General features: G+C 62.4%; 19 protein-coding genes. 8 read left to right on the top strand and 11 right to left on the bottom strand.

Features of this window, described 5'->3' with window-relative positions:
- Position 1 precedes the first annotated feature (1 nt).
- The 3 genes from M2396_RS23665 to M2396_RS23655 form a co-directional block, all read right to left on the bottom strand.
- Positions 2–934: a rhodanese-related sulfurtransferase gene (locus M2396_RS23665; RefSeq protein ID WP_101321664.1), complete on the bottom strand. Its 933-nt coding sequence runs from the start codon at positions 932–934 to the stop codon at positions 2–4.
- A 180-nt stretch (positions 935–1,114) separates the two neighbouring features.
- The gene (locus M2396_RS23660; RefSeq protein WP_101321665.1) at positions 1,115–1,411 is read right to left on the bottom strand and encodes a BolA family transcriptional regulator; all 297 of its coding nucleotides are present in this window, start codon (positions 1,409–1,411) and stop codon (positions 1,115–1,117) included.
- Positions 1,412–1,421: 10 nt separating this feature from the next.
- Positions 1,422–1,943, bottom strand: coding sequence for a DUF2059 domain-containing protein (locus M2396_RS23655; RefSeq protein ID WP_101321666.1), 522 nt, complete (start codon positions 1,941–1,943; stop codon positions 1,422–1,424).
- Positions 1,944–2,097: 154 nt separating this feature from the next.
- Between M2396_RS23655 and M2396_RS23650 the strand changes: the two genes are divergently transcribed.
- Complete coding sequence (locus M2396_RS23650) at positions 2,098–3,492, top strand: class II fumarate hydratase (RefSeq protein WP_259078949.1); 1,395 nt, start codon at positions 2,098–2,100, stop codon at positions 3,490–3,492.
- 148 nt (positions 3,493–3,640) lie between these two features.
- Here M2396_RS23650 and M2396_RS23645 read toward each other — a convergent pair whose 3' ends face one another.
- Positions 3,641–4,600, bottom strand: a complete 960-nt coding sequence (locus M2396_RS23645; RefSeq protein ID WP_259078948.1) for a DMT family transporter — start codon at positions 4,598–4,600, stop codon at positions 3,641–3,643.
- Between the two features lie 161 nt (positions 4,601–4,761).
- On the bottom strand, positions 4,762–6,255 hold the full coding sequence (gene pap, locus M2396_RS23640; protein ID WP_150570906.1) for a polyphosphate:AMP phosphotransferase: 1,494 nt from the start codon (positions 6,253–6,255) through the stop codon (positions 4,762–4,764).
- Between the two features lie 123 nt (positions 6,256–6,378).
- On the opposite strand from pap, the gene mnmC reads away from it, so the two are divergent.
- From mnmC to M2396_RS23615, 5 genes are all read left to right on the top strand, one after another.
- The gene (gene mnmC, locus M2396_RS23635) at positions 6,379–8,355 is read left to right on the top strand and encodes a bifunctional tRNA (5-methylaminomethyl-2-thiouridine)(34)-methyltransferase MnmD/FAD-dependent 5-carboxymethylaminomethyl-2-thiouridine(34) oxidoreductase MnmC (protein WP_259078947.1); all 1,977 of its coding nucleotides are present in this window, start codon (positions 6,379–6,381) and stop codon (positions 8,353–8,355) included.
- 141 nt (positions 8,356–8,496) lie between these two features.
- A complete protein-coding gene (locus M2396_RS23630) occupies positions 8,497–10,284 on the top strand; it encodes an N-acetylglutaminylglutamine amidotransferase (protein ID WP_103438222.1) in 1,788 nt (595 codons plus the stop codon).
- Between the two features lie 3 nt (positions 10,285–10,287).
- Entirely contained in the window at positions 10,288–12,033 is a 1,746-nt protein-coding gene (gene ngg, locus M2396_RS23625; protein ID WP_101321672.1) for an N-acetylglutaminylglutamine synthetase, read from the top strand.
- Between the two features lie 64 nt (positions 12,034–12,097).
- Complete coding sequence (locus M2396_RS23620; RefSeq protein ID WP_101321673.1) at positions 12,098–13,282, top strand: osmoprotectant NAGGN system M42 family peptidase; 1,185 nt, start codon at positions 12,098–12,100, stop codon at positions 13,280–13,282.
- A gap of 61 nt (positions 13,283–13,343) precedes the next feature.
- Positions 13,344–13,571 (top strand): YheU family protein, encoded by a 228-nt coding sequence (locus M2396_RS23615; protein WP_101321674.1) that lies wholly within the window; start codon positions 13,344–13,346, stop codon positions 13,569–13,571.
- A gap of 31 nt (positions 13,572–13,602) precedes the next feature.
- Here the strand turns inward: M2396_RS23615 and csrA are convergent, their stop codons facing one another.
- From csrA to M2396_RS23600, 3 genes are all read right to left on the bottom strand, one after another.
- Positions 13,603–13,782, bottom strand: coding sequence for a carbon storage regulator CsrA (gene csrA / locus M2396_RS23610; RefSeq protein ID WP_101321675.1), 180 nt, complete (start codon positions 13,780–13,782; stop codon positions 13,603–13,605).
- Positions 13,783–14,607: 825 nt separating this feature from the next.
- On the bottom strand, positions 14,608–14,940 hold the full coding sequence (locus M2396_RS23605) for a YnfA family protein (protein WP_101323088.1): 333 nt from the start codon (positions 14,938–14,940) through the stop codon (positions 14,608–14,610).
- Positions 14,941–14,990: 50 nt separating this feature from the next.
- Positions 14,991–15,797, bottom strand: a complete 807-nt coding sequence (locus M2396_RS23600) for an SDR family oxidoreductase (protein ID WP_259078945.1) — start codon at positions 15,795–15,797, stop codon at positions 14,991–14,993.
- Between the two features lie 197 nt (positions 15,798–15,994).
- Here M2396_RS23600 and M2396_RS23595 point away from each other — a divergent pair, with 197 nt between their 5' ends.
- Entirely contained in the window at positions 15,995–16,153 is a 159-nt protein-coding gene (locus M2396_RS23595; protein ID WP_178080836.1) for a DUF3309 family protein, read from the top strand.
- Positions 16,154–16,235: 82 nt separating this feature from the next.
- Here M2396_RS23595 and M2396_RS23590 read toward each other — a convergent pair whose 3' ends face one another.
- From M2396_RS23590 to M2396_RS23580, 3 genes are all read right to left on the bottom strand, one after another.
- On the bottom strand, positions 16,236–17,900 hold the full coding sequence (locus tag M2396_RS23590; protein WP_259078944.1) for a cation acetate symporter: 1,665 nt from the start codon (positions 17,898–17,900) through the stop codon (positions 16,236–16,238).
- Positions 17,897–18,208: a DUF485 domain-containing protein gene (locus M2396_RS23585; protein WP_259078942.1), complete on the bottom strand. Its 312-nt coding sequence runs from the start codon at positions 18,206–18,208 to the stop codon at positions 17,897–17,899. The genes M2396_RS23590 and M2396_RS23585 overlap by 4 nt, the downstream gene beginning before the upstream one ends.
- A 215-nt stretch (positions 18,209–18,423) precedes the next feature.
- Positions 18,424–19,272: a glycine betaine ABC transporter substrate-binding protein gene (locus tag M2396_RS23580; RefSeq protein WP_150572549.1), complete on the bottom strand. Its 849-nt coding sequence runs from the start codon at positions 19,270–19,272 to the stop codon at positions 18,424–18,426.
- Between the two features lie 206 nt (positions 19,273–19,478).
- Between M2396_RS23580 and M2396_RS23575 the strand changes: the two genes are divergently transcribed.
- A complete protein-coding gene (locus M2396_RS23575; protein ID WP_259078941.1) occupies positions 19,479–21,038 on the top strand; it encodes a beta (1-6) glucans synthase in 1,560 nt (519 codons plus the stop codon).

The following is a 21,038-nucleotide window of genomic DNA, read 5'->3' as shown; positions in this document are numbered from 1 at the left end:
CTCAGGCCTCGGCTTTGTAGTTGAAACCAATCGGGTGTGGCTGGTTGCGCGCCTTGGCCAGTTCGATCTGTTTCTGCCGGTCGATGGCGCTGCGGCGAGTCTTCTCGCTCAGGCTGTCCCAGCAATGCGGGCAACTGACGCCTGGCGAATAATGCTCGGACGCACGCTCTTCGGCGTTGATCGGGTGGCGGCAGGCATGGCACTGGTCGTACTCGCCCTCGGTCAAGTCGTGACGCACCGTGACGCGGTTGTCGAAGACGAAGCAGTCACCATCCCACAGGCTCTCTTCCTGAGGCACCTCTTCGAAGTACTTCAGCACGCCTCCCTTGAGATGATAGACCTCCTCGAAGCCTTCACCGAGCATATAGCTGGAGGCTTTTTCACAGCGGATGCCGCCGGTGCAGAACATTGCCACCTTCTTGTGCTTGCTCGGGTCGAAGTTGGCCTTGATGTACTCGGGAAACTCGCGGAAGGTCTCGGTCTTGGGGTCGACCGCGCCCTTGAAGGTGCCGATCGCCACTTCGTAGTCGTTGCGGGTGTCGATCAACAGCACTTCAGGGTCGCTGATCAGGGCGTTCCAGTCCTTGGGCTCAACGTAGGTGCCCACCTTGTGGTTTGGGTCCACGCCAGGCACGCCAAGGGTCACGATCTCTTTTTTCAGCTTGACCTTGGTGCGGTAGAACGGCTGCTCGTCGCAGTACGACTCTTTATGATCGATGTCGACCATGCGCGGGTCGCTGCGCAACCACTGGAGCAGGCCGTCGATCCCCTCGCGGGTGCCAGAGACGGTACCGTTGATGCCTTCCAGCGCCAGCAGCAGAGTGCCTTTGACGCCGTTGTCGAGCATGGCCTTGAGCAGCGGCTCGCGCAGTTCGAGGTAGTCTTCCAGGGTGACGAATTTGTACAGCGCCGCGACGACGATAGCTTGTGACATGTAACGAGTTCTCCAGGTGGTCACCCTCGTAAGGGGCGGACCGGAATGACAGTTTGAGCGGGTGGCCTTGAAACACACATGGGAGCGGCGATGCGCTGACCCAGGCTGAAAACAGCTCGGGTCAACGCACCACCGCTCCCACGGGGATGTTGCGCAGTTTACCAGAATGCCTGGGAGGTTTCAGTGACCGCCGCCAGCACACACCGGCGATGCCGGTGCTGCGCCAACCTTGGCCCACTCCTCAGGGGTGTAGGTGTGAATGGCCAGAGCATGAATCTGCCCCATCAGATCGGCCATGGTCGCGTACACCCGCTGGTGGCGCTTGACGCTGTTGAGGCCAGCGAACTGCTCGCTGACCAGCACCGCCTTGTAGTGCGTCTCCAGCCCACGGCTGTGCATGTGGCTTTCGTCGAGCACCTCAAGGTGCACGTTGGCCAATGCCGCCAGTTGCTGTTCGATGCGTTGCTGCATGTTCATCAGCGTTGGCTCACTTCTTCGCAGGAGCGGCTTTGCCAGCGTTCGGGTCGAGCTCTTTGGTCATGTCTTCAAGCAGCTTGTTGACCACCGGTACCGCTGGCTCCAGGCTCTGCTGGGTCAGCTGGGCCGACTGCTGAGTGACCTTGGGCATTTCGCGCAGGACTTTCTTGCCCAATGGCGACTCGTAGAACTTGACCAGGTCCTGCAGTTCGCCTTCGGTGAAGGTCGCGGTGTACAGGTTGACCATCTGCGGCTTGAGCTTTTTCCAGCCAATGGCGTTGTCCAGAGCAGCGTTGGCCTTGGCCTGGTAGCTGTCGAGCACGGCTTTCTTGGAGGCTGGCGCCTTGGTCTGCTCGAAGCGCTGGGCAAACATCTGCTGCACCTGCATGTACACCGGAGTGCCCAGCTTGTCGGCATTGGCCAGGGTCAGGAACTTCTCGGCGGCTTGGTTGTGCGCAGGGGTTGCGGCAAGAACCGAACCGCTGGCGCAGGCCAGGGCAACGGCGGCACAAAGGACACGGAGACGGGTCATTGCAAATCCTTCAGGAAAGGGAGGCGAGTACCTCAGAGACGAGCATTCTGCGCCGCGCCGGGCGCTCTACTCAAGTAGCACGATGAGCGATTGAACCGCTCGGTCGAATCAGGGCCTAAACTGCGGATTCAGACGATTATGGAGTGAACGCCGCATGAGCCGTATCGAAACAGACAGCCTGGGCCCGGTCGAAGTTCCTCAGGACGCCTACTGGGGCGCGCAAACCCAGCGCTCGCTGATCAACTTCGCCATCGGCAAGGAGCGCATGCCGCTGGCCGTTTCGCACGCCTTGGCGCTGATCAAGAAGGCCGCCGCACGGGTCAACGACCGCAACGGTGACCTGCCGGCGGATATCGCCCGGCTGATCGAACAGGCCGCCGACGAAGTGCTCGATGGCCAGTTGGACGAGCAGTTCCCGTTGGTCGTGTGGCAGACCGGCAGCGGCACCCAAAGCAACATGAACGTCAATGAAGTGATCGCCGGGCGCGCCAACGAGCTGGCCGGCCAGGGCCGCGGCGGCAAGTCGCCGGTACACCCGAATGATCACGTCAACCGCTCGCAGAGCTCGAACGATTGCTTCCCCACCGCGATGAACATTGCCGCGGCGCAGGCAGTGCACGACAAGCTGCTGCCAGCGATTGCCGAGCTGTCGTCGGGGCTGGCCGAGCTGTCTGCGCGCCATCACAAACTGGTCAAGACTGGCCGCACGCACATGATGGACGCCACGCCGATCACTTTCGGCCAGGAGATCTCGGCGTTCGTCGCCCAGCTCGACTACGCCCAGCGAGCGATTCGCGCAGCGCTGCCGGCAGTGTATGAACTGGCCCAGGGCGGCACGGCTGTAGGCACCGGCCTGAACGCACCGCATGGCTTTGCCGAAGCCGTCGCCGCCGAGCTGGCGGCATTGTCCGGGCTGCCCTTCGTCACTGCGCCGAACAAGTTTGCCGCCCTGGCCGGGCATGAGCCGCTGGTCAACCTGGCCGGCGCGCTGAAATCACTCGCCGTAGCCCTGATGAAAATCGCCAACGACTTGCGCCTGTTAGGCTCCGGCCCACGTGCAGGGCTGGCCGAGGTGCGCCTGCCGGCCAACGAACCGGGCAGCTCAATCATGCCCGGCAAGGTCAACCCAACTCAGTGCGAGGCGTTGTCGATGCTCGCCTGCCAGGTGCTGGGCAACGACGTCACCATCGGCTTTGCCGCCAGCCAGGGGCATCTGCAGCTAAACGTGTACAAGCCGGTGATCATTCACAACCTGCTGCAGTCGATCAACCTGCTCGCCGACGGCTGCAGCAACTTCCAGCAGCACTGCGTGGCCGGCATCGAGCCGGATGCCGAGCAGATGGCCGAGCACCTTGAGCGTGGTTTGATGCTGGTGACTGCGCTGAACCCGCATATTGGTTATGACAAGGCGGCAGAGATTGCCAAGAAGGCTTACAGCGAAGGAACGACCTTGCGCGAAGCTGCCCTGGCGTTGCAGTACTTGACCAATGAGCAATTCGATCAGTGGGTGCGCCCGGAGAACATGTTGGCGCCTGGCGCCAAGGGCTGAGTGAGTCGGGGGCTGCAAAGCAGCCCTTCGCGGGTAAACCCGCTCCCACAGGACACTGGCCAGAAGGTCAAGCTCAGTCCTCTGTGGGAGCGGGTTTACCCGCGAAGGGGGGCGCAGCGCCCGCATCATTATTAGCGGCCAACAATCCTCAACCAACCTGCAACCGCGCACGCCGCGCTCGCCAACTGGCCAGCAGCGACGGCCCCAACGCCACCAGCGCCGAACCCAGCACTACCGTCACCGCGCCGACATAACCCAGCGCATTGATCTGTTCGGCATGCACATACTCCGGCCAAAGCCACGCAGCCAGCGCTACAGCGACAAACGTCACCAAGGGCGTCAACGCCAATGTCGCACTGACCCGCGACGCCTCCCAGTGCGCCAGCGCCTCGGCGAACGCGCCGTAAGCCACCAAGGTATTCAAACAGCAGGCCAACAGCAGCCAGCCTTGCAAGGGGCTCAACTGCAGCGCCTCGAGCGGATGCACCCAGGGCGTCAGCAGCGCCGCGCACCCCAGGTAGATCACCATCATCACCTGCTGCGAATTCCATACGGTCAGCAGCTGTTTTTGGCTAAGCGCATAAAACACCCAGATGCTGGTCGCCAGCAAAATGGTCAAGACACCCGTGGTGTAGGTGCCCAACGACCCCAGCAGCTCGGCCAGGCGCTGATTGAAAAACAGCCCAAAGCCCATTAGCAGCACGACCAGACCCATGCCCTGGCCCCAACTGAAGCGCTCCCTGAATACGAATACGCTGGCCACCAACAACAGCACCGGGCCGATCTGCACCACCAGCTGGGCAGTGCCGGGGCTGAGCAGCTTGAGCCCGACCAGGTACAGCACGTAGTTGCCGAGCAGGCCGAAGATGGCCAGCGCCACCAGGCCGGTACGCTTGCGGCCCAGGCCGGCAAATGGCGGCAGGCGGCGCTTGGCCGACAGCCAGATGAACAACAGGCCACCGGATACCAGCAGGCGATACCAGGTCACCGTGACCGGATCCATCACCTGCAGGACCTGCTTCAACTTGATCGGCAGGATGCCCCAGAGCAGCGCGGTCAACAGTGCCAATAGCAGGCCATGGACCCAGCGTCCGGAAGTGGTATGCATAACGTCCTCGATCAAAGCCCGTGGTGGGGGTGATTGCAGTCTAAGGGCTTGGCGGGTGTGACAGGGCCAAAATGACTGGAAAAAAATGCATCAGGTCATTCCCTGGCGGCATGCCTACCTGCTGCGCGCTGGGCGCGACGCCGCAGGCAGGCCGTTTGCGGTTACTTCTTGTGCTTGGCGAACGCTGCTTCCAACGCCTCGTTGATGGTGCGCAGGACCTTGACCCGCGCCCAGCGCTTGTCATTGGCCTCGACCAGCGTCCAGGGTGCAATCTCGGTGCTGGTGCGGTCGACCATATCGCCGACAGCTTCGGTATAGACGTCCCATTTTTCGCGGTTGCGCCAGTCATCTTCGGTGATCTTGTAGCGTTTGAAGGGTATTTGCTCGCGCTCTTCAAAGCGCTCCAATTGGGTCTGCTGATCGATCGCCAACCAGAACTTGACCACTACCACGCCGGCGTTGCTCAGTTGCTCTTCGAAGTCATTGATTTCACCGTAGGCGCGCATCCAGTCGGCAGGCGTGCAAAAACCCTCCACCCGCTCCACCAGCACCCGCCCATACCACGAACGGTCGAAGATGGTGAACTTGCCGCGCGCCGGCACATGCCGCCAGAACCGCCACAGATAAGGCTGGGCGCGCTCATCTTCAGTAGGTGCGGCAATCGGCACGATGCGGTACTGGCGTGGGTCGAGCGCAGCGGCCACACGGCGGATCGCGCCGCCCTTGCCGGCCGCATCGTTGCCTTCGAACACCGCGACCAGAGCATGCTTGCGCATGTGTTTGTGACGCAGCAAACCGGCCAGGCGCGCTTGTTCGCTGACCAGCTGCTGCTCGTAATCCTTCTTGTCCAGGCGCTGGCTCAAATCCAGCGCGTTGATCAGGTTGAGGTCGTCGATGCTGCGGCCCAGCGGGGCGACGTTGCCCTTGTGCTTGGCCTTGGGGTCCACGGCCAGCGCGGCCTGCATGCTCTCCAGCAGGATCTGGCCGACGGCCAGGCTGCGGTAATGCGGGTCGGCGCCTTCGATCACGTGCCAGGGCGCATAGTCGCGGCTGGTGCGGCGCAGCACGCGCTCGCCGAAGCGCACGAAGCGGTCGTAGGTCTGCGACTGTTGCCAGTCCAACGGGCTGATCCGCCAGCTGTGCAGCGGGTCGTCGCGCAGGGTCTTGAGGCGCGCCTTCATCTGCTTCTTGGACAAGTGAAACCAGAACTTGATGATCAACGCGCCTTCATCGCAGAGCATCTGTTCCAGCCGCTCGGCGCCGGCAATCGCTTGATCGAGCACGGCGTCCTTGAATTGACCATGCACCCGGCCTTGCAGCATCTGGCTGTACCAGTTGCCGAAAAATACGCCCATCCGGCCCTTCGGTGGCAGCGCCCGCCAATAGCGCCAGGCGGGCGGCCGGGCCAGTTCTTCGTCGGTCTGCTGGTCGAAGGTCAGCACGTCGATCAGGCGCGGGTCCATCCATTCGTTGAGCAACTTGACCGTCTCACCCTTGCCGGCGCCTTCGATGCCATTGATGAGGATGATCACCGGTAGGCGAGACTGCTGCTTGAGCTCGTACTGAGCGTCGAGCAGCGCCTCGCGCAGCGCCGGCACTGCAGCATCAAAGGTGTCCTCGTCGATGTGGTGACCGATTTCCGCAGATTCAAACATGCTGGCGTGGCTCCTTCATTGGAATGACAAGACTAGCGGATCGGCAGCGATTTATGCGCTTGCGTGCAGCCTAAGACCTGCGCAATGGCTTAAAATCCCGCTTCCGCTGCCGCCGAGCCGACCATGCCAGACCCTACCCTCCCCCAGCACGCCCAGATTGACTGGGACGATCAGGGCCGCCCGCACTCGCGGCAATACGACGACGTGTACTTCTCCACTACTGAAGGCAGCCTCGAAACCCAATACGTGTTCATCGAAGGCAACCGCCTGCGCCAGCGCTTTGCCGAGCTGCCAGCCGATGGCTACCTGGTGATCGGCGAGACCGGGTTTGGCACCGGGATGAACTTCTACTGCGCCTGGCAGCTGTTTGCCGAGCAGGCCACGGGCGGCGCCCGCCTGCATTTCGTCAGCGTCGAAAAGTACCCGTTGAGCCTTGCCGACCTGAGCCGCGCCGTTAAGCTGTGGCCGGAGCTGGCGGCTTACTGGCAGCCGCTGCTGGACCAGTACGTGGCCGTGCATCCGGGCTTTCAGCAGTTCAGTTTCGACGGCGGCCGGGTGACCCTGACCTTGCTGATCGGTGATGTACTCGAGCAACTGCCGCTGCTCGATGCGCGCATCGACGCATGGTTCCTCGACGGTTTCGCGCCCGCGAAAAACCCTGATATGTGGACCCCCGAGCTGTTCGCGCAACTGGCGCGGCTGTCGCATGCAGGCACCAGCATCGGCACCTTCACCACCACCGGCTGGGTCCGCCGGAGCCTGATCGAGGCCGGCTTCAGCATGAAGAAGGTGCCTGGGCTGGGCACCAAGTGGGAGGTGATGCACGGCCACTACAGCGGCCAGCCGGCGGTGACCGCCACGGCACCGTGGTACGCCCGCCCAACAGCCACCAGCGGCCCGCGCCAGGCGCTGGTGATCGGCGCCGGGCTGGCTGGCAGCGCCAGCGCCGCCAGCCTTGCCGCGCGGGGTTGGCAGGTCACGGTGCTGGAGCGCCATGCTGCACCTGCACAGGAAGCCTCGGGCAACCCGCAAGGCGTGCTGTATTTGAAGTTGTCTGCCCATGGCACAGCGCTGTCGCAGATGATCGTCGCCGGCTTCGGCTACACCCGCCGTTATCTGGAGCACATGCAGCGCGGACGCGACTGGGATGCTTGCGGCGTGCTGCAACTGGCCTTCGATGACAAGGAAGCCGCGCGTCAGGCCAAGCTCGCTGGCGCCTTCGACAGCAGCCTGCTGCGCCCGCTGAGCCAGCTCGAGGCCGAGCAGGTGGCAGGGGTCAGCCTGGCCAGTGGCGGCCTGTTTTATCCACAGGGTGGCTGGGTGCACCCGCCGGCGCTGTGCGCTGCGCAATTGCAGCACCCGCGCATTGAAGTAAAGGTGCATCAGGAAGTGCTCGAGCTGCGCCAGGTCGATGGCCTCTGGCAAGCCTGGGCCGGCGCGCGTCTGCTGGCCACTGCGCCGGTGGTGGTGCTGGCCGGCGCGGCCGACGTGCGCGCTTTTGCGCCGTGTGCCGAGCTGCCGCTCAAACGCATCCGTGGGCAGATCACCCGCTTGCCGGCCACTGCCGAGAGCCGTGCATTGAGCACGGTGGTCTGTGCTGAAGGCTATGTGGCGCCGGTGCGTGACGACGAACACACGCTTGGCGCCAGCTTTGACTTCCACAGCGACGACCTGACCCCGACCGTGGCCGAGCACCAAGGCAACCTCGAGCTGCTTGAAGAAATCTCTACCGACCTCGGTCAACGTCTGCAGCTGGCCTCACTGGACCCGGCACTGCTGCAAGGGCGCGCGGCGTTTCGCTGCACCAGCCCGGACTATCTGCCGATCGTCGGGCCGATTGCTGACGCTCAAGGCTTCAACGAGGCCTATGCCATGTTGCGCAAGGATGCTCGGCAATTGCCTGCAGCCGATTGCCCGTGGCTGGATGGCCTGTATGTAAACACCGGGCATGGCTCGCGAGGCCTGATCACCGCCCCGCTCAGCGGTGAGTTGCTGGCGGCCTGGATCTGTGGCGAACCCCTGCCGGTGCCGCGGTCGGTAGCTGAAGCGTGCCACCCGAACCGCTTTGCATTACGCGCCCTGATTCGCGGCAAGGCCTGAGCAACGGGCTGCTTGCAGCCCACCGACCATTCATCCCTTATAACCGATTGATATAAAACTCTCAGAAACCGCTCCGGTCACTACCTAAGTGCCCGTCATCCGGCGAGGCACCTTCCCCAACGGCAAAACCGGTAAGGACTTATGTGCGGATTAGCTGGAGAGTTACGTTTTACCCCGATCAATCAGGCCCCGCGCCCCGCGGATCTGGCTGCGGTTGAGCGCATCACCCACCATCTGGCCCCACGCGGCCCGGATGCCTGGGGCTTCCATAGCCAAGGGCCGATTGCCCTCGGCCATCGGCGCTTGAAGATCATGGACTTGTCCGACGGCTCGGCGCAGCCGATGGTCGACAACAACCTCGGCCTGTCGCTGGCGTTCAACGGCGCCATCTACAACTTCCCGGAACTGCGCCAGGAGCTGCTCGACCTGGGTTATACGTTCTGGTCCGACGGCGACACCGAAGTGCTGCTCAAGGGCTATCACGCCTGGGGCGCCGCGCTGCTGCCCAAGCTCAACGGCATGTTCGCGCTGGCCATTTGGGAGCGCGACACCCAGCGCCTGTTCCTGGCCCGCGACCGCCTTGGCGTGAAGCCGCTGTACCTGTCGCGCAACGGTGAGCGCCTGCGCTTTGCCTCGACCCTGCCGGCACTACTCAAAGGCGGCGATATCGACCCGGTGATCGACCCGGTCGCACTCAATCACTACCTCAACTTCCACGCTGTGGTGCCGGCGCCGCGCACCTTGCTGGCCAATGTGCAAAAGCTCGAACCTGGCACCTGGATGCGTGTCGACCGCCACGGCGAAGTCGAACGTCAGACCTGGTGGCAGCTCAAGTACGGGCCGAATGCCGACGAGCAGAAGCTCGACCTGGAGGATTGGACCACCCGCGTCCTCGATGCCACCCGCGATGCTGTGGCGATTCGCCAACGCGCTGCGGTGGATGTCGGTGTACTGCTGTCAGGTGGTGTCGATTCGAGCCTGTTGGTCGGTCTGCTGCGCGACGTTGGCGTGGACGACCTGTCGACCTTCTCGATCGGCTTCCAGGATGCTGGCGGTGAGCGCGGCGACGAGTTCGAATTTTCCGACCTGATCGCCCGTCACTACGGCACTCGTCACCACCAGCTGCGCATCGATGAACACGAAATCATCGACCAGTTGCCGGCGGCGTTCCGCGCCATGAGCGAGCCGATGGTCAGCCACGACTGCATCGCTTTCTATCTGCTATCGCGTGAAGTCGCCAAGCACTGCAAGGGCGTACAGAGCGGCCAGGGTGCGGATGAGCTGTTTGCCGGTTACCACTGGTACCCGCAGGTCGATGGCGCAGCGGACCCGTACTCGGCCTACCGCGATGCGTTCTTTGACCGCAGCCATGCCGAATACCGCGAGACGGTGCAGGCACCGTGGCTGCTGGACAACGACGCAGCCGGTGATTTTGTTCGCGAGCATTTCGCCCGCCCTGGCGCGGCCGATGCGGTAGACAAAGCGTTGCGTCTGGACAGCACGGTGATGCTGGTCGATGACCCGGTCAAACGCGTCGACAACATGACCATGGCCTGGGGCCTGGAGGCGCGCACGCCGTTCCTCGATTATCGCCTGGCGGAACTCTCGGCGCGGATCCCGGCACGCTTCAAGCTGCCCGATGGCGGCAAGCAGGTGCTCAAATCGGCCGCACGTCGGGTCATCCCGCACGAGGTGATCGACCGCAAGAAGGGTTACTTCCCGGTCCCTGGCCTCAAGCATCTGGAAGGCGCCACCCTGGGTTGGGTGCGCGACCTGCTGACCGACCCAAGCCAGGACCGTGGCCTGTTCAACCCGGCCATGATCGACAAGCTGCTGAGCAATCCGCATGGCCAGTTGACCCCACTGCGCGGCTCCAAGCTGTGGCAGTTGGCGGCACTGAACCTGTGGCTCAGTGAACAAGGAATCTGATCGATGAAAGCCCACGAAACAGCCTACGGCCAGCGCTTGCTGCGCGGCCAGGCCCCCTCCTACGCGCGGCTGCAGGCGCGCCTGGCCGAAGACGGCAGCGAGCCGCACGACCAGCCGCGAGCAGTCCACTGCGGCTGGGGCCGGCTGCTGATCGGCCATACCTACCCGGACCCCAGCTGCCTGGCACAGGCGCTGCTGGAAGAAGCCGCCGGTGAACGCGACATTGCCCTCTACGTGGCGGCGCCGCATCAGGTACTGGCGCACGCTCCGCAACAGCTGTTTCTCGACCCCTCGGACACCCTGCGCCTGTGGTTCAGCGACTACCGCCCGGCGCAGCGGGTGTTCCGCGGTTTTCGTATTCGCCGGGCACAGAGCGAAAGCGACTGGCAGGCGATCAATGCACTGTACCAGGCGCGCGGCATGCTCCCGGTCAACGCCGAGCTGCTCACCCCGCGCCATCAAGGCGGGCCGGTGTACTGGCTGGCCGAGGATGAAGACACCCATGCTGTGATCGGCAGCGTGATGGGCCTCAATCACAGCAAGTCGTTCGATGACCCCGAGCATGGCAGCAGCCTCTGGTGCCTGGCCGTCGACCCGCGCTGCAGCCGGCCTGGAGTTGGCGAGGTGCTGGTACGGCATTTGATCGAGCACTTCATGAGCCGCGAGCTGGCCTATCTGGATTTGTCGGTGATGCATGACAACCGCCAGGCCAAGCGCCTTTATGAAAAGCTCGGCTTTCGCAACTTGCCGACCTTTGCCGTCAAGCGCAAGAACGGCATCAACCAGACCTTGTTCCTCGGGCCTGGGCCTGAGGCCGAGCTCAACCCGTACGCGCGCATCATTGTTGACGAAGCCCACCGCCGCGGCATCGAAGTGCAGGTCGACGACGCCAAGGCCGGCTTGTTCACCCTCAGCCTGGGCGGGCGCCGGGTACGCTGCCGCGAGTCGCTCAGCGACCTCACCAGCGCCGTCAGCATGACCCTCTGCCAAGACAAGCGCCTGACCCAGCACGCGCTGGAAAAGGCCGGGCTGAAGGTGCCGGTGCAACAGCTGGCGGGCAATGCCGACGACAACCTGGCGTTTCTGGAAGAGCACGGCGCGGTAGTGGTCAAGCCGGTCGATGGCGAGCAAGGCCAGGGGGTAGCGGTCAATCTGACCACGCTTGAGGAGGTTTCCCAGGCCGTCGCACACGCCCAGCGTTTTGATAGCCGGGTACTGCTCGAGAGCTTCCATCCGGGGTATGACCTGCGCATCGTGGTCATCGGCCACGAAGTGGTGGCCGCAGCCATTCGCCACCCGGCACAGGTTATCGGTGACGGCACGCACAGCGTCAAGGCGCTGATCGAAGCCCAGAGCCGCCGCCGCGAGGCTGCCACGGCCGGCGAAAGCCGCATCCCGATGGACGAAGAAACCGAGCGCACCGTGCGTGCGGCAGGTCATGAGTACGGCGATATTCTGCCGGCAGGCGAGCGCCTGGCGGTACGCCGTGCGGCTAATCTGCACACCGGCGGCATTCTCGAAGATGTCACCGAACGTTTGCATCCGGCCCTGGCCGATGCCGCCGTGCGCGCGGCGCGGGCGCTGGATATTCCAGTGGTCGGCCTGGACTTCATGGTGGGCGATGCCAGCCAGCCCGACTACGTGATCATCGAAGCCAACGAGCGCGTTGGCCTGGCCAACCATGAACCGCAACCCACGGCCGAGCGCTTTGTCGATCTGCTGTTTCCGCACAGCCGGGCGCCAGCCTGAATCACCCAGGGGGCCTGCGCGGTAACCGCGTCAGGCCACCCTGCCCCACCGCCGAGGAGTGACTATGTCTGTAACCCACCCCGAACCGGATCTGGACTACCTGAAACGTGTCCTGCTGGAAATGCTCGCCATCCCCAGCCCGACCGGCTTTACCGATACCATCGTGCGCTATGTCGCCGAACGCCTGGATGAACTGGGCATTCCTTTCGAGCTGACCCGCCGCGGGACTATCCGCGCCACCCTCAAAGGTCGGCAAAGTTCGCCTGACCGCGCTGTATCAGCCCACCTCGACACCATCGGCGCCAGCGTGCGCCAGTTGCAGGACAACGGCCGCCTGGCCCTGGCGCCGGTCGGCTGCTGGTCGAGCCGGTTTGCCGAGGGCAGCCGGGTCAGCGTCTTTACCGACACCGGTGTGTTCCGCGGCAGCGTGTTGCCGCTGATGGCCAGCGGGCATGCATTCAACACCGCCATCGACCAGATGCCGATCAGCTGGGACCACGTTGAAGTGCGCCTGGACGCCTACTGCGCGACCCGCGCCGACTGCGAGGCGTTGGGGATCTCGATTGGTGACTTCGTCGCCTTCGATCCCCTGCCCGAGTTCACCGAAAGCGGCCATATCAGCGCCCGCCATCTGGACGACAAGGCCGGTGTGGCAGCGCTGCTGGCTGCGCTCAAGGCGGTGGTGGAAAGCGGCCAGCAGCCGCTGATCGACTGCCACCCGCTGTTCACCATCACCGAAGAGACTGGCTCTGGTGCTGCAGGTGCATTGCCGTGGGACGTCAGTGAATTTGTCGGCATCGACATTGCGCCGGTGGCACCTGGGCAGGCCTCCAGCGAGCATGCGGTGAGCGTGGCGATGCAGGATTCGTCGGGGCCGTACGATTACCACCTGTCGAGGCACCTGCTCAAGCTTGCCAACGACCAGCAACTGCCGGTACGCCGCGATCTGTTCCGCTACTACTTCAGCGATGCGCACTCGGCGGTTACGGCGGGCCATGACATCCGCACGGCGCTGGTGGCGTTTGGTTGCGATGCCACCCACGGGTATGAGCGGACCCATATCGACAGCCTGGCAACCCTCAGCCGGCTGCTCTCGGGTTACCTGCTCAGCCCACCGGTGTTTGCCAGCGATTCGAACCCGACCAATGCTTCGCTGGAGCGCTTCAGTCACCAGATAGAGCATGACGCGCAGATGGAGAGCGATACCCGTGTGCCGCCGGTCGACAGCCTTTTGGGTAACAAGCTGTGACGCCTGTGGTGCGCGAATCGCGTAGCATGGCGGGATTGTCGATCAATCTACGAAGTTGCCCATGCTGATCCCTTACGACCAACTCGAAGCTGAAACCCTGACCCGCCTGATCGAGGACTTCGTGACTCGCGAAGGCACCGATAACGGCGATGACACGCCGCTGGAAACCCGTGTGCTGCGGGTGCGCCAGGCGTTGGCCAAGGGTCAGGCGTTTATCCTGTTTGATCTGGAAAGCCAGCAGTGCCAGCTGCTGGCCAAGCATGATGTGCCCAAGGAGCTGTTCGAGTAATGCTGTGGGGGCTGCGAGCCGGTCCCCCTTTTTACTGCTCCCGCACTTCGCGGGCTTTGATTCGCTTGTAGATTTCACAGCGGTGTACGGGTAGGTCGCGTGGGGCGTCGATGCCCAGGCGGACGATGCCGTGGTCGATCGCTACTACCACGATCTGGATGTCATCGTTGATGGCGATGACCTGGCCAACTTCGCGAGTCAGTACCAGCATGCTTTGATCCTCCTCGTTCCAGGGAAGATTGGAGACTGCACCGGGTACATTCGCCTACACAACGTTGCTCCTGCTAAATAGATCGGTCCTACGCTTGAGGGTAAAAATCCCTACAAGTTTGGGGTGGGTGTTTCAGGGTTATTGTGGGCTTATCCGGTTTATCGATGGGTGGGACTGGCCCCTTTCGCCCTTACGGCGAGTTACTTTTTGGCAAACGCCCCAAAAAGTAACCAAAAAGGCCTGGCTCCCACATATGCCCCCTGCGCTGCGCTGGGGCAGATCAAAAGCGACAGTCAAAAACCGGGGCCGCTTTGCGGCCCTTCGCGGGTGAACCCGCTCCCACAGGGATCTGAGGGGTCTCAGGTCAGCATTGATCCCTTTGGTCCAGCGCTGCAGCAGCCTCGTCTCCACAATGACCACACACCCCCGGCCAACGCGAACCCTGTGGGAGCGGGTTCACCCGCGAAGGGCCGCAAAGCGGCCCCCGCTCTTGATCTGCGCCAGCGCAGCGAGGCGTGCTCTTGATCTTGCTCTTGATCTACCGGCGACTCAGGAGGCCGAGCGCAGGTCTTGCGGAGGGAGGTGACGGCCATGGATGGCCGGCAAGCGCTGCGGCCCAGGAGGGGCCGTACAGCGCGGTCCTCCCGGGAGCAAGACCGAAGCGAGGGAACCCCGCAGCGCAGCGCAGGGGCCGGATGTGGAGCCAAGCCCTTTTTTGGTTACTTTTTTGGGGCGTCTGCCAAAAAAGTGACTCGCCGTAAGGGCGAAAGGGGCCAGAACTGCATACAAATCAAATGGATAAGCCCACAACCGGATAAGCCCCATTCACCCCTGCTGCAACCGCGGCCCAAACACAATAATCGTGGCCCCAACCACACACAACAGCGCCCCAAGCCAATCGCTGCCCAAGGGCCGAACCCGCTCAACCAATGCCAGCCAAAGCAGCGAAGAAACAATATAGATCCCGCCATAAGCCGCATAAGCCCGTCCCGCATAGGCGGCCTCGACCCGCGTCAATATCAACCCAAAAACACTCAGGCTGACCAGCGCCGGCACCACCCACCAGGCACTCTTGCCCAACCGCAGCCACAGATAAAACGCATAGCACCCGCCAATCTCGAACAACGCCGCAAGAAAGAACCAGAAGTAATTGACCACAGCCCACGCCCGTGCAGATTCAAAGCTGCCGAGCATACCTCACTCGCCGACTACTGCCGTGCCTTGGCGCGCATCTTCACCGCCATCCCCGCCATCTCCGCATACAACAATTCCGGCGTCTGGCACTTAAGCTTCCAGGCAGCACGCCCCGCCTCATGCGGCAAGATCAAAAACTCATCCGCAGCAATCCGCTCATGCATGTAATCGGCAATTTCGGCAGCGCTGATCGGCGAACCTTCGAGCAACTTGCCCACTTGGGCTTTCATTGCCGGGTCCGGCCCGCGGAAAGAATCCAGCAGGTTGGTCTGGAAGAACGACGGGCACACCACATGCACCGCTACCTGCACCTGACGCAGCTCGACCAGCAGGCTCTCCGACAACGCCAACACCCCAGCCTTGGCCACGTTGTAGTTGCTCATGCCCGGCCCCTGCATCAATGCTGCCATCGAGGCGATGTTGACGATTCGTCCCTGGCTGCGCTCGAGCAATGGCAAAAACGCCTTGCAGCCTTTGACCACGCCCATCAGGTTGACCGCCAGTTGCCAGTCCCAGTCCTCCAGCGACAACTCGGCAAAAAACCCGCCCGAAGCAACCCCGGCATTGTTGACGATCATGTCGATGCCGGCAAAGCGTTCCTCGCAGGCCTGGGCCAGCGCCGTCAGCTGGCTGTAGTCGCGCACGTCACAACGTTGCACAAAACCTTCGCCACCAGCCGCCTGCACCAGCTCAAGAGTCTCGCGCAGACCGGCCTCGTTGACATCGGCCAGCGCCAGGCGCCAATCCTCGCGCGCCCAACGCAGGGCAATTTCACGGCCGAGGCCAGACCCGGCGCCGGTAATCATCATTCGCTTGTGCATGCTGCAGGCCTTGTTTGGTGGGCAATAGCGCGAGTCTAGCCAAGGCCGGCCAGGGCCTGGTGCGCTATCGAAATGCTGAATGAGCGAACATGCCGCCAAGGCAGATAATCAATTGAATTTTCTTGTAACAGCCGAGGTCGGAAATGTAAGCGGCCAGGATTGCCCGGCCCCTTCCCCCACGAAAACACGCAAGGATTCTGCCCATGACCACGATCCTCATCATCATCCTGATTCTGCTGCTGGTTGGCGGCTTGCCAGTCTTCCCTCACTCGCGCAGCTGGGGCTATGGCCCGTCCGGCATCATTGGTGCGGTCCTGGTGGTTCTGTTGGTGCTGTTGCTGCTTGGCATGATATGACCCGGCGCTGGCAGCTTGACCTGCCAGCCGCACAATAAAAAAACGCCCCGCAATGCGGGGCGTTTTTTATTGGGTCAAGCGGTTAGTGAGAAACCGCACCACTGGCGCCCAGGCCGGTTTGCGAACGGACGAACTGTGGGAAGAACAGCGCACGCTCGTTGACCGCTTCCTTGGACTTGTCGGTGACCGAGAAGAACCAGATACCGACGAAGGCAATCAGCATCGAGAACAGTGCTGGGTATTCGTACGGGTAGATGGCCTTTTCATGACCGAGGATCTGCACCCAGATGGTCGGGCCAAGGATCATCAGGCCAACGGCACTGATCAGGCCCAGCCAGCCGCCAATCATTGCACCGCGGGTGGTCAGCTTCTTCCAGTACATCGAGAGCAGCAGTACCGGGAAGTTACAGCTGGCGGCAATGGAGAACGCCAGACCAACCATGAAGGCAATGTTCTGCTTCTCGAACAGAATGCCCAGCCCGATCGCCAGCACGCCGAGGAAGATCGTGGTGATCTTCGACACCCGGATCTCATCCTTGTCGTTGGCCTTGCCTTTGCGCCAGACGCTGGCATACAGGTCATGCGACACCGCCGAGGCACCGGCCAGGGTCAGGCCGGCAACCACTGCAAGGATGGTGGCGAAAGCGACTGCCGAGATGAAGCCGAGGAAGATACTGCCACCCACAGCGTCAGCCAGGTGCACCGCAGCCATGTTGTTGCCACCCAGCAGTGCGCCGGCGGCGTCCTTGAAGTCCGGGTTGGTGCTGACCAACAGGATCGCGCCGAAGCCGATGATGAAGGTCAGGATGTAGAAGTATCCAATGAAGCCGGTGGCGTACAGCACGCTCTTGCGCGCTTCCTTGGCATCGCTGACGGTGAAGAAGCGCATCAGGATGTGCGGCAGGCCGGCGGTACCGAACATCAGTGCCAGGCCCAGCGAGAACGCCGAAATCGGGTCTTTGACCAGGCCACCCGGGCTCATGATCGCTTCACCCTTGGCGTGTACCTTGATCGCTTCGGAGAACAGCGTGTTGAAGTCGAAGTTGACGTGTTTCATCACCATCAGCGCCATGAAGCTGGCACCGGACAGCAGCAGCACTGCCTTGATGATCTGCACCCAGGTGGTCGCCAACATGCCGCCGAACAGCACGTACATGCACATCAGGATGCCGACCAGAATCACCGCAACGTGATAGTCCAGGCCGAACAGCAGCTCGATCAGCTTGCCGGCACCGACCATCTGCGCGATCAGGTAGAACGCTACCACCACCAGCGAACCGGAGGCCGACAGGGTGCGGATCTGTTTTTGCCCGAGGCGATAGGACGCCACGTCGGCAAAGGTGTACTTGCCCAGGTTACGCAGGCGCTCGGCGATCAGGAACAGAATGATCGGCCAGCCGACCAGGAAGCCGATCGAGTAGATCAGGCCGTCGTAACCGGAGGTGAACACCAGCGCGGAAATACCCAGAAAGGACGCCGCAGACATGTAGTCACCGGCAATCGCCAGGCCGTTCTGGAAACCGGTGATCTTGCCGCCGGCTGCGTAGTAGTCCGAGGCTGACTTGTTGCGCTTCGAAGCCCAGTAGGTAATCCCCAGGGTGAACAACACAAAGGCCAGGAACATCAGAATGGCAGCCATGTTCAGGGGCTGTTTCTGCACCTCGCCAGTGAGCGCGTCAGCCGCCCACACAGCGGGTGCGAAGACACCGCAGGCCAATACGGCCAAAGTTTTGGTAGGTCGCATCATTGCTTGGCCTCCGCCAGAATTGCCTTGTTCAGTTCGTCGAACTCGCCGTTGGCGCGACGCACATAGATGGCGGTCAGCACAAAGGCTGAAAGGATCAGGCCGACGCCCAGGGGGATGCCCCAGGTGATGGACGAGTCTGGGCTGATCTTGGCGCCGAGCAGGTGCGGGCCATAGGCGATGAGCAAGATGAATCCGCAATAGAGGCCGAGCATGATTGCCGAAAGAATCCAGGCGAATCGCTCGCGTTTGCTGACCAGTTCCTTGAAGCGCGGACTGTTCTGTATCGAGAGGTAAATGCTGTCGTTCATTGTTTTTGTCCTAGCAGCACAGATTATGGATAACCCACCTGTAACTTTATGCTGCTGTTGGACGCCAACCAGACGACCTTAGTCTTAGATGCAAGAGTGTTTTGCGGTTTTGGTAACAAACCTCAGGCAGCGCAGCGCTTTTTCAGCTGAAAACAGCGCGCCCAAGGTGACGACTCAACCTTGGGCGGCGATGCTGCTATGGCTCGTTCAACGCGTTACTTGGCAGTCCACTCCGCCACGCGCTCAGGGTGTTTGGCGACCCAATCCTTGGCCGCTTGTTCTGGCTTGGCGCCATCCTGAATGGCCAGCATGACTTCGCCGATCTCATCCTTGGACTGCCACTGGAACTTCTTCAGGAAAGCTGCAACTTCCGGGGCCTTTTTCTCCAGGTCCTTGCTGCCGATGCTGTTGACGGTTTCAGCCGCGCCAAACACGCCTTTCGGGTCTTCGAGGAACTTCAGTTTCCACTTGGCGAACATCCAGTGCGGCACCCAACCAGTAACAGCAATCGACTCCTGCTTTTTCTCGGCGCGGCCCAGTTCGGCGGTCATGCCGGCGCCGGAACTGGCCTGCAGCTTGTAACCGGTCAGGTCGTAATCCTTGATCGCCTGCTCGGTCTTGATCATCACGCCCGAGCCTGCGTCGATGCCGACGATCTTCTGTTTGAAGCTGGTGTCGGTCTTGAGGTCTGCGATGCTGTTGGCCTTGACGTACTCAGGCACGATCAAGCCAATCTTGGCGTCTTTGAAGTTAGGCCCGAAGTCGACCACCTTGTCCTTGTTCTTGGCCCAGTATTCACCATGGGTCACCGGCAGCCAGGCCGAGAGGATCGCATCGAGTTTGCCGGTGGCAACCCCTTGCCACATGATCCCGGCTGCTACCGCCTGCAGCTTGACGTCATAGCCGAGCTTTTCCTTGATAACCTCGGCGGCGACGTTGGTGGTCGCAACACTGTCGGCCCAGCCATCGACATAACCGATGCTTACTTCTTTAGCCATGGCCTGCCCAGCGCTCATGGCCAACAACAGGGCGGACCCCACCCCCAGCATACGTCGCATGTTCATCAATGCATCCCCTCGTCAGGTCTCGGAGATAGCATCATCAACCTGCAACAAAGCGCGACCTGCTCCAGCCGCGACCTCTACCTTAACCAGATGCGACAGCACTTGGCCATTAGCGCCATCGGCCGACATTGGCCTGCGCGATCCTTGCATGCCAATGCGTTGGCGCCGGCGATTTGCGGCTATCATCTAGCCCTTTGCGCCTGACGATGGACCGCCCGATGCCCCGCTCCGCCCGCAATCTGCTGCCACTCTTTGTATTCGCCTGCCTGCTCGCCCTCGCCGGGCTGGGCGCGCTCTGGTACGGGCTGGGCAAGCCGGTGCTGCTGCCCGACGCCGCCAGCCCGACGCATAAACTGCAGTGCGCCTCGTACACCCCGTTCGACAAGGACCAATCGCCGTTCGACCAGCCGTTTCGCCTGCGCCCGGCGCGGATGGACGCCGATCTGGCCCTGCTGGCCGAACGTTTTCAGTGCATCCGCACCTATTCGATGACCGGTCTTGAGGCGATCCCGGCGCTGGCGCGCAAGCATGGCCTGAAAGTCATGCTCGGCGCGTGGGTGAATGCCAATCCGGTCGACAGTGACAAGGAAGTCGCATTGCTTATTGCCGCCGCCAATGCCAACCCCGATGTGGTCAGTGCGGTTATCGTCGGCAACGAGACCCTGCTGCGCAAGGAAGTCACCGGCGAGCGCCTGGCCGAGCTGATCAAGCGGGTCAAGGCCCAGGTCACGGTGCCAGTGACCTACGCCGATGTCTGGGAATTCTGGCTGCAGCATCCACAGATCGCGCCGGCAGTAGACTTCCTGACCATTCACCTGCTGCCGTACTGGGAAGATGACCCACGTAGCATCGACCAGGCATTGGCCCATGTCGCCGAGGTGCGCCAGGTATTCGGCGCCCGTTTTGCGCCCAAGCAGATCATGATCGGCGAGACCGGCTGGCCCAGCGAAGGCCGCCAGCGTGAAACCGCGCTGCCCAGCCGGGTCAACGAGGCACGCTTCATTCGCGGTTTTGTAGCGATGGCAGAGCAGAACGACTGGAGCTATAACCTGATCGAAGCCTTCGACCAGCCCTGGAAGCGTGCCAGCGAAGGTGCGGTGGGCGGTTACTGGGGGTTGTACGACGCCGACCGGCAGGATAAAGGCATTCTCGAAGGGCCGGTCAGCAACCTGGCTCTGTGGCCACAGTGGTTGGCGGCGAGTGCGCTGTTGCTGCTGGCGGCACTGCTGTTTGCCGGGCGCCCGGTCAATGCCCGGGCCGCACTGCTGCTGCCGTTGCTTGCAGCGATTGGTGCTGCCAGCCTTGGCCTATGGGGCGAATTGATGCGGACCAACGCACGCTTTGCCGGCGAATGGCTGTGGGCAGTGTTGCTGGCAGGCCTGAACCTGCTGGTGCTGGCCCACGCCCTGCTGGCCTTCGCGCAGCGCCAGGGTTGGCGTGAGCGGCTGTTTGCCTGGTTTGAAGCGCGCGCCGGCTGGCTGCTGCTGGCGGCGGGTTTCGCCGCTGCAGTGAGCATGCTGGCGATGGTCTTCGAGCCGCGCTATCGCAGCTTCCCGACTGCCTCGTTGTTGTTGCCGGCGCTGGTGTACTTGCTGCGACCAGTCGTGGCGCGTCGGGCCGAGGTGGCCTTGCTGGCATTCATCATCGGCGCCGGGGTGCTGCCACAGCTGTACCGTGAAGGGCTGGCCAACCAGCAAGCCTGGGCCTGGGCAGTAGTCAGCGTACTGATGGTCGGCGCGTTGTGGCGCAGTTTGCGTAAGCGCTGA

It is taken from the genome of Pseudomonas sp. BIGb0278, from assembly GCF_024809895.1.
GTDB lineage: Bacteria > Pseudomonadota > Gammaproteobacteria > Pseudomonadales > Pseudomonadaceae > Aquipseudomonas > Aquipseudomonas shirazensis.
This window is presented reverse-complemented; position numbering and strand designations above follow the sequence as displayed.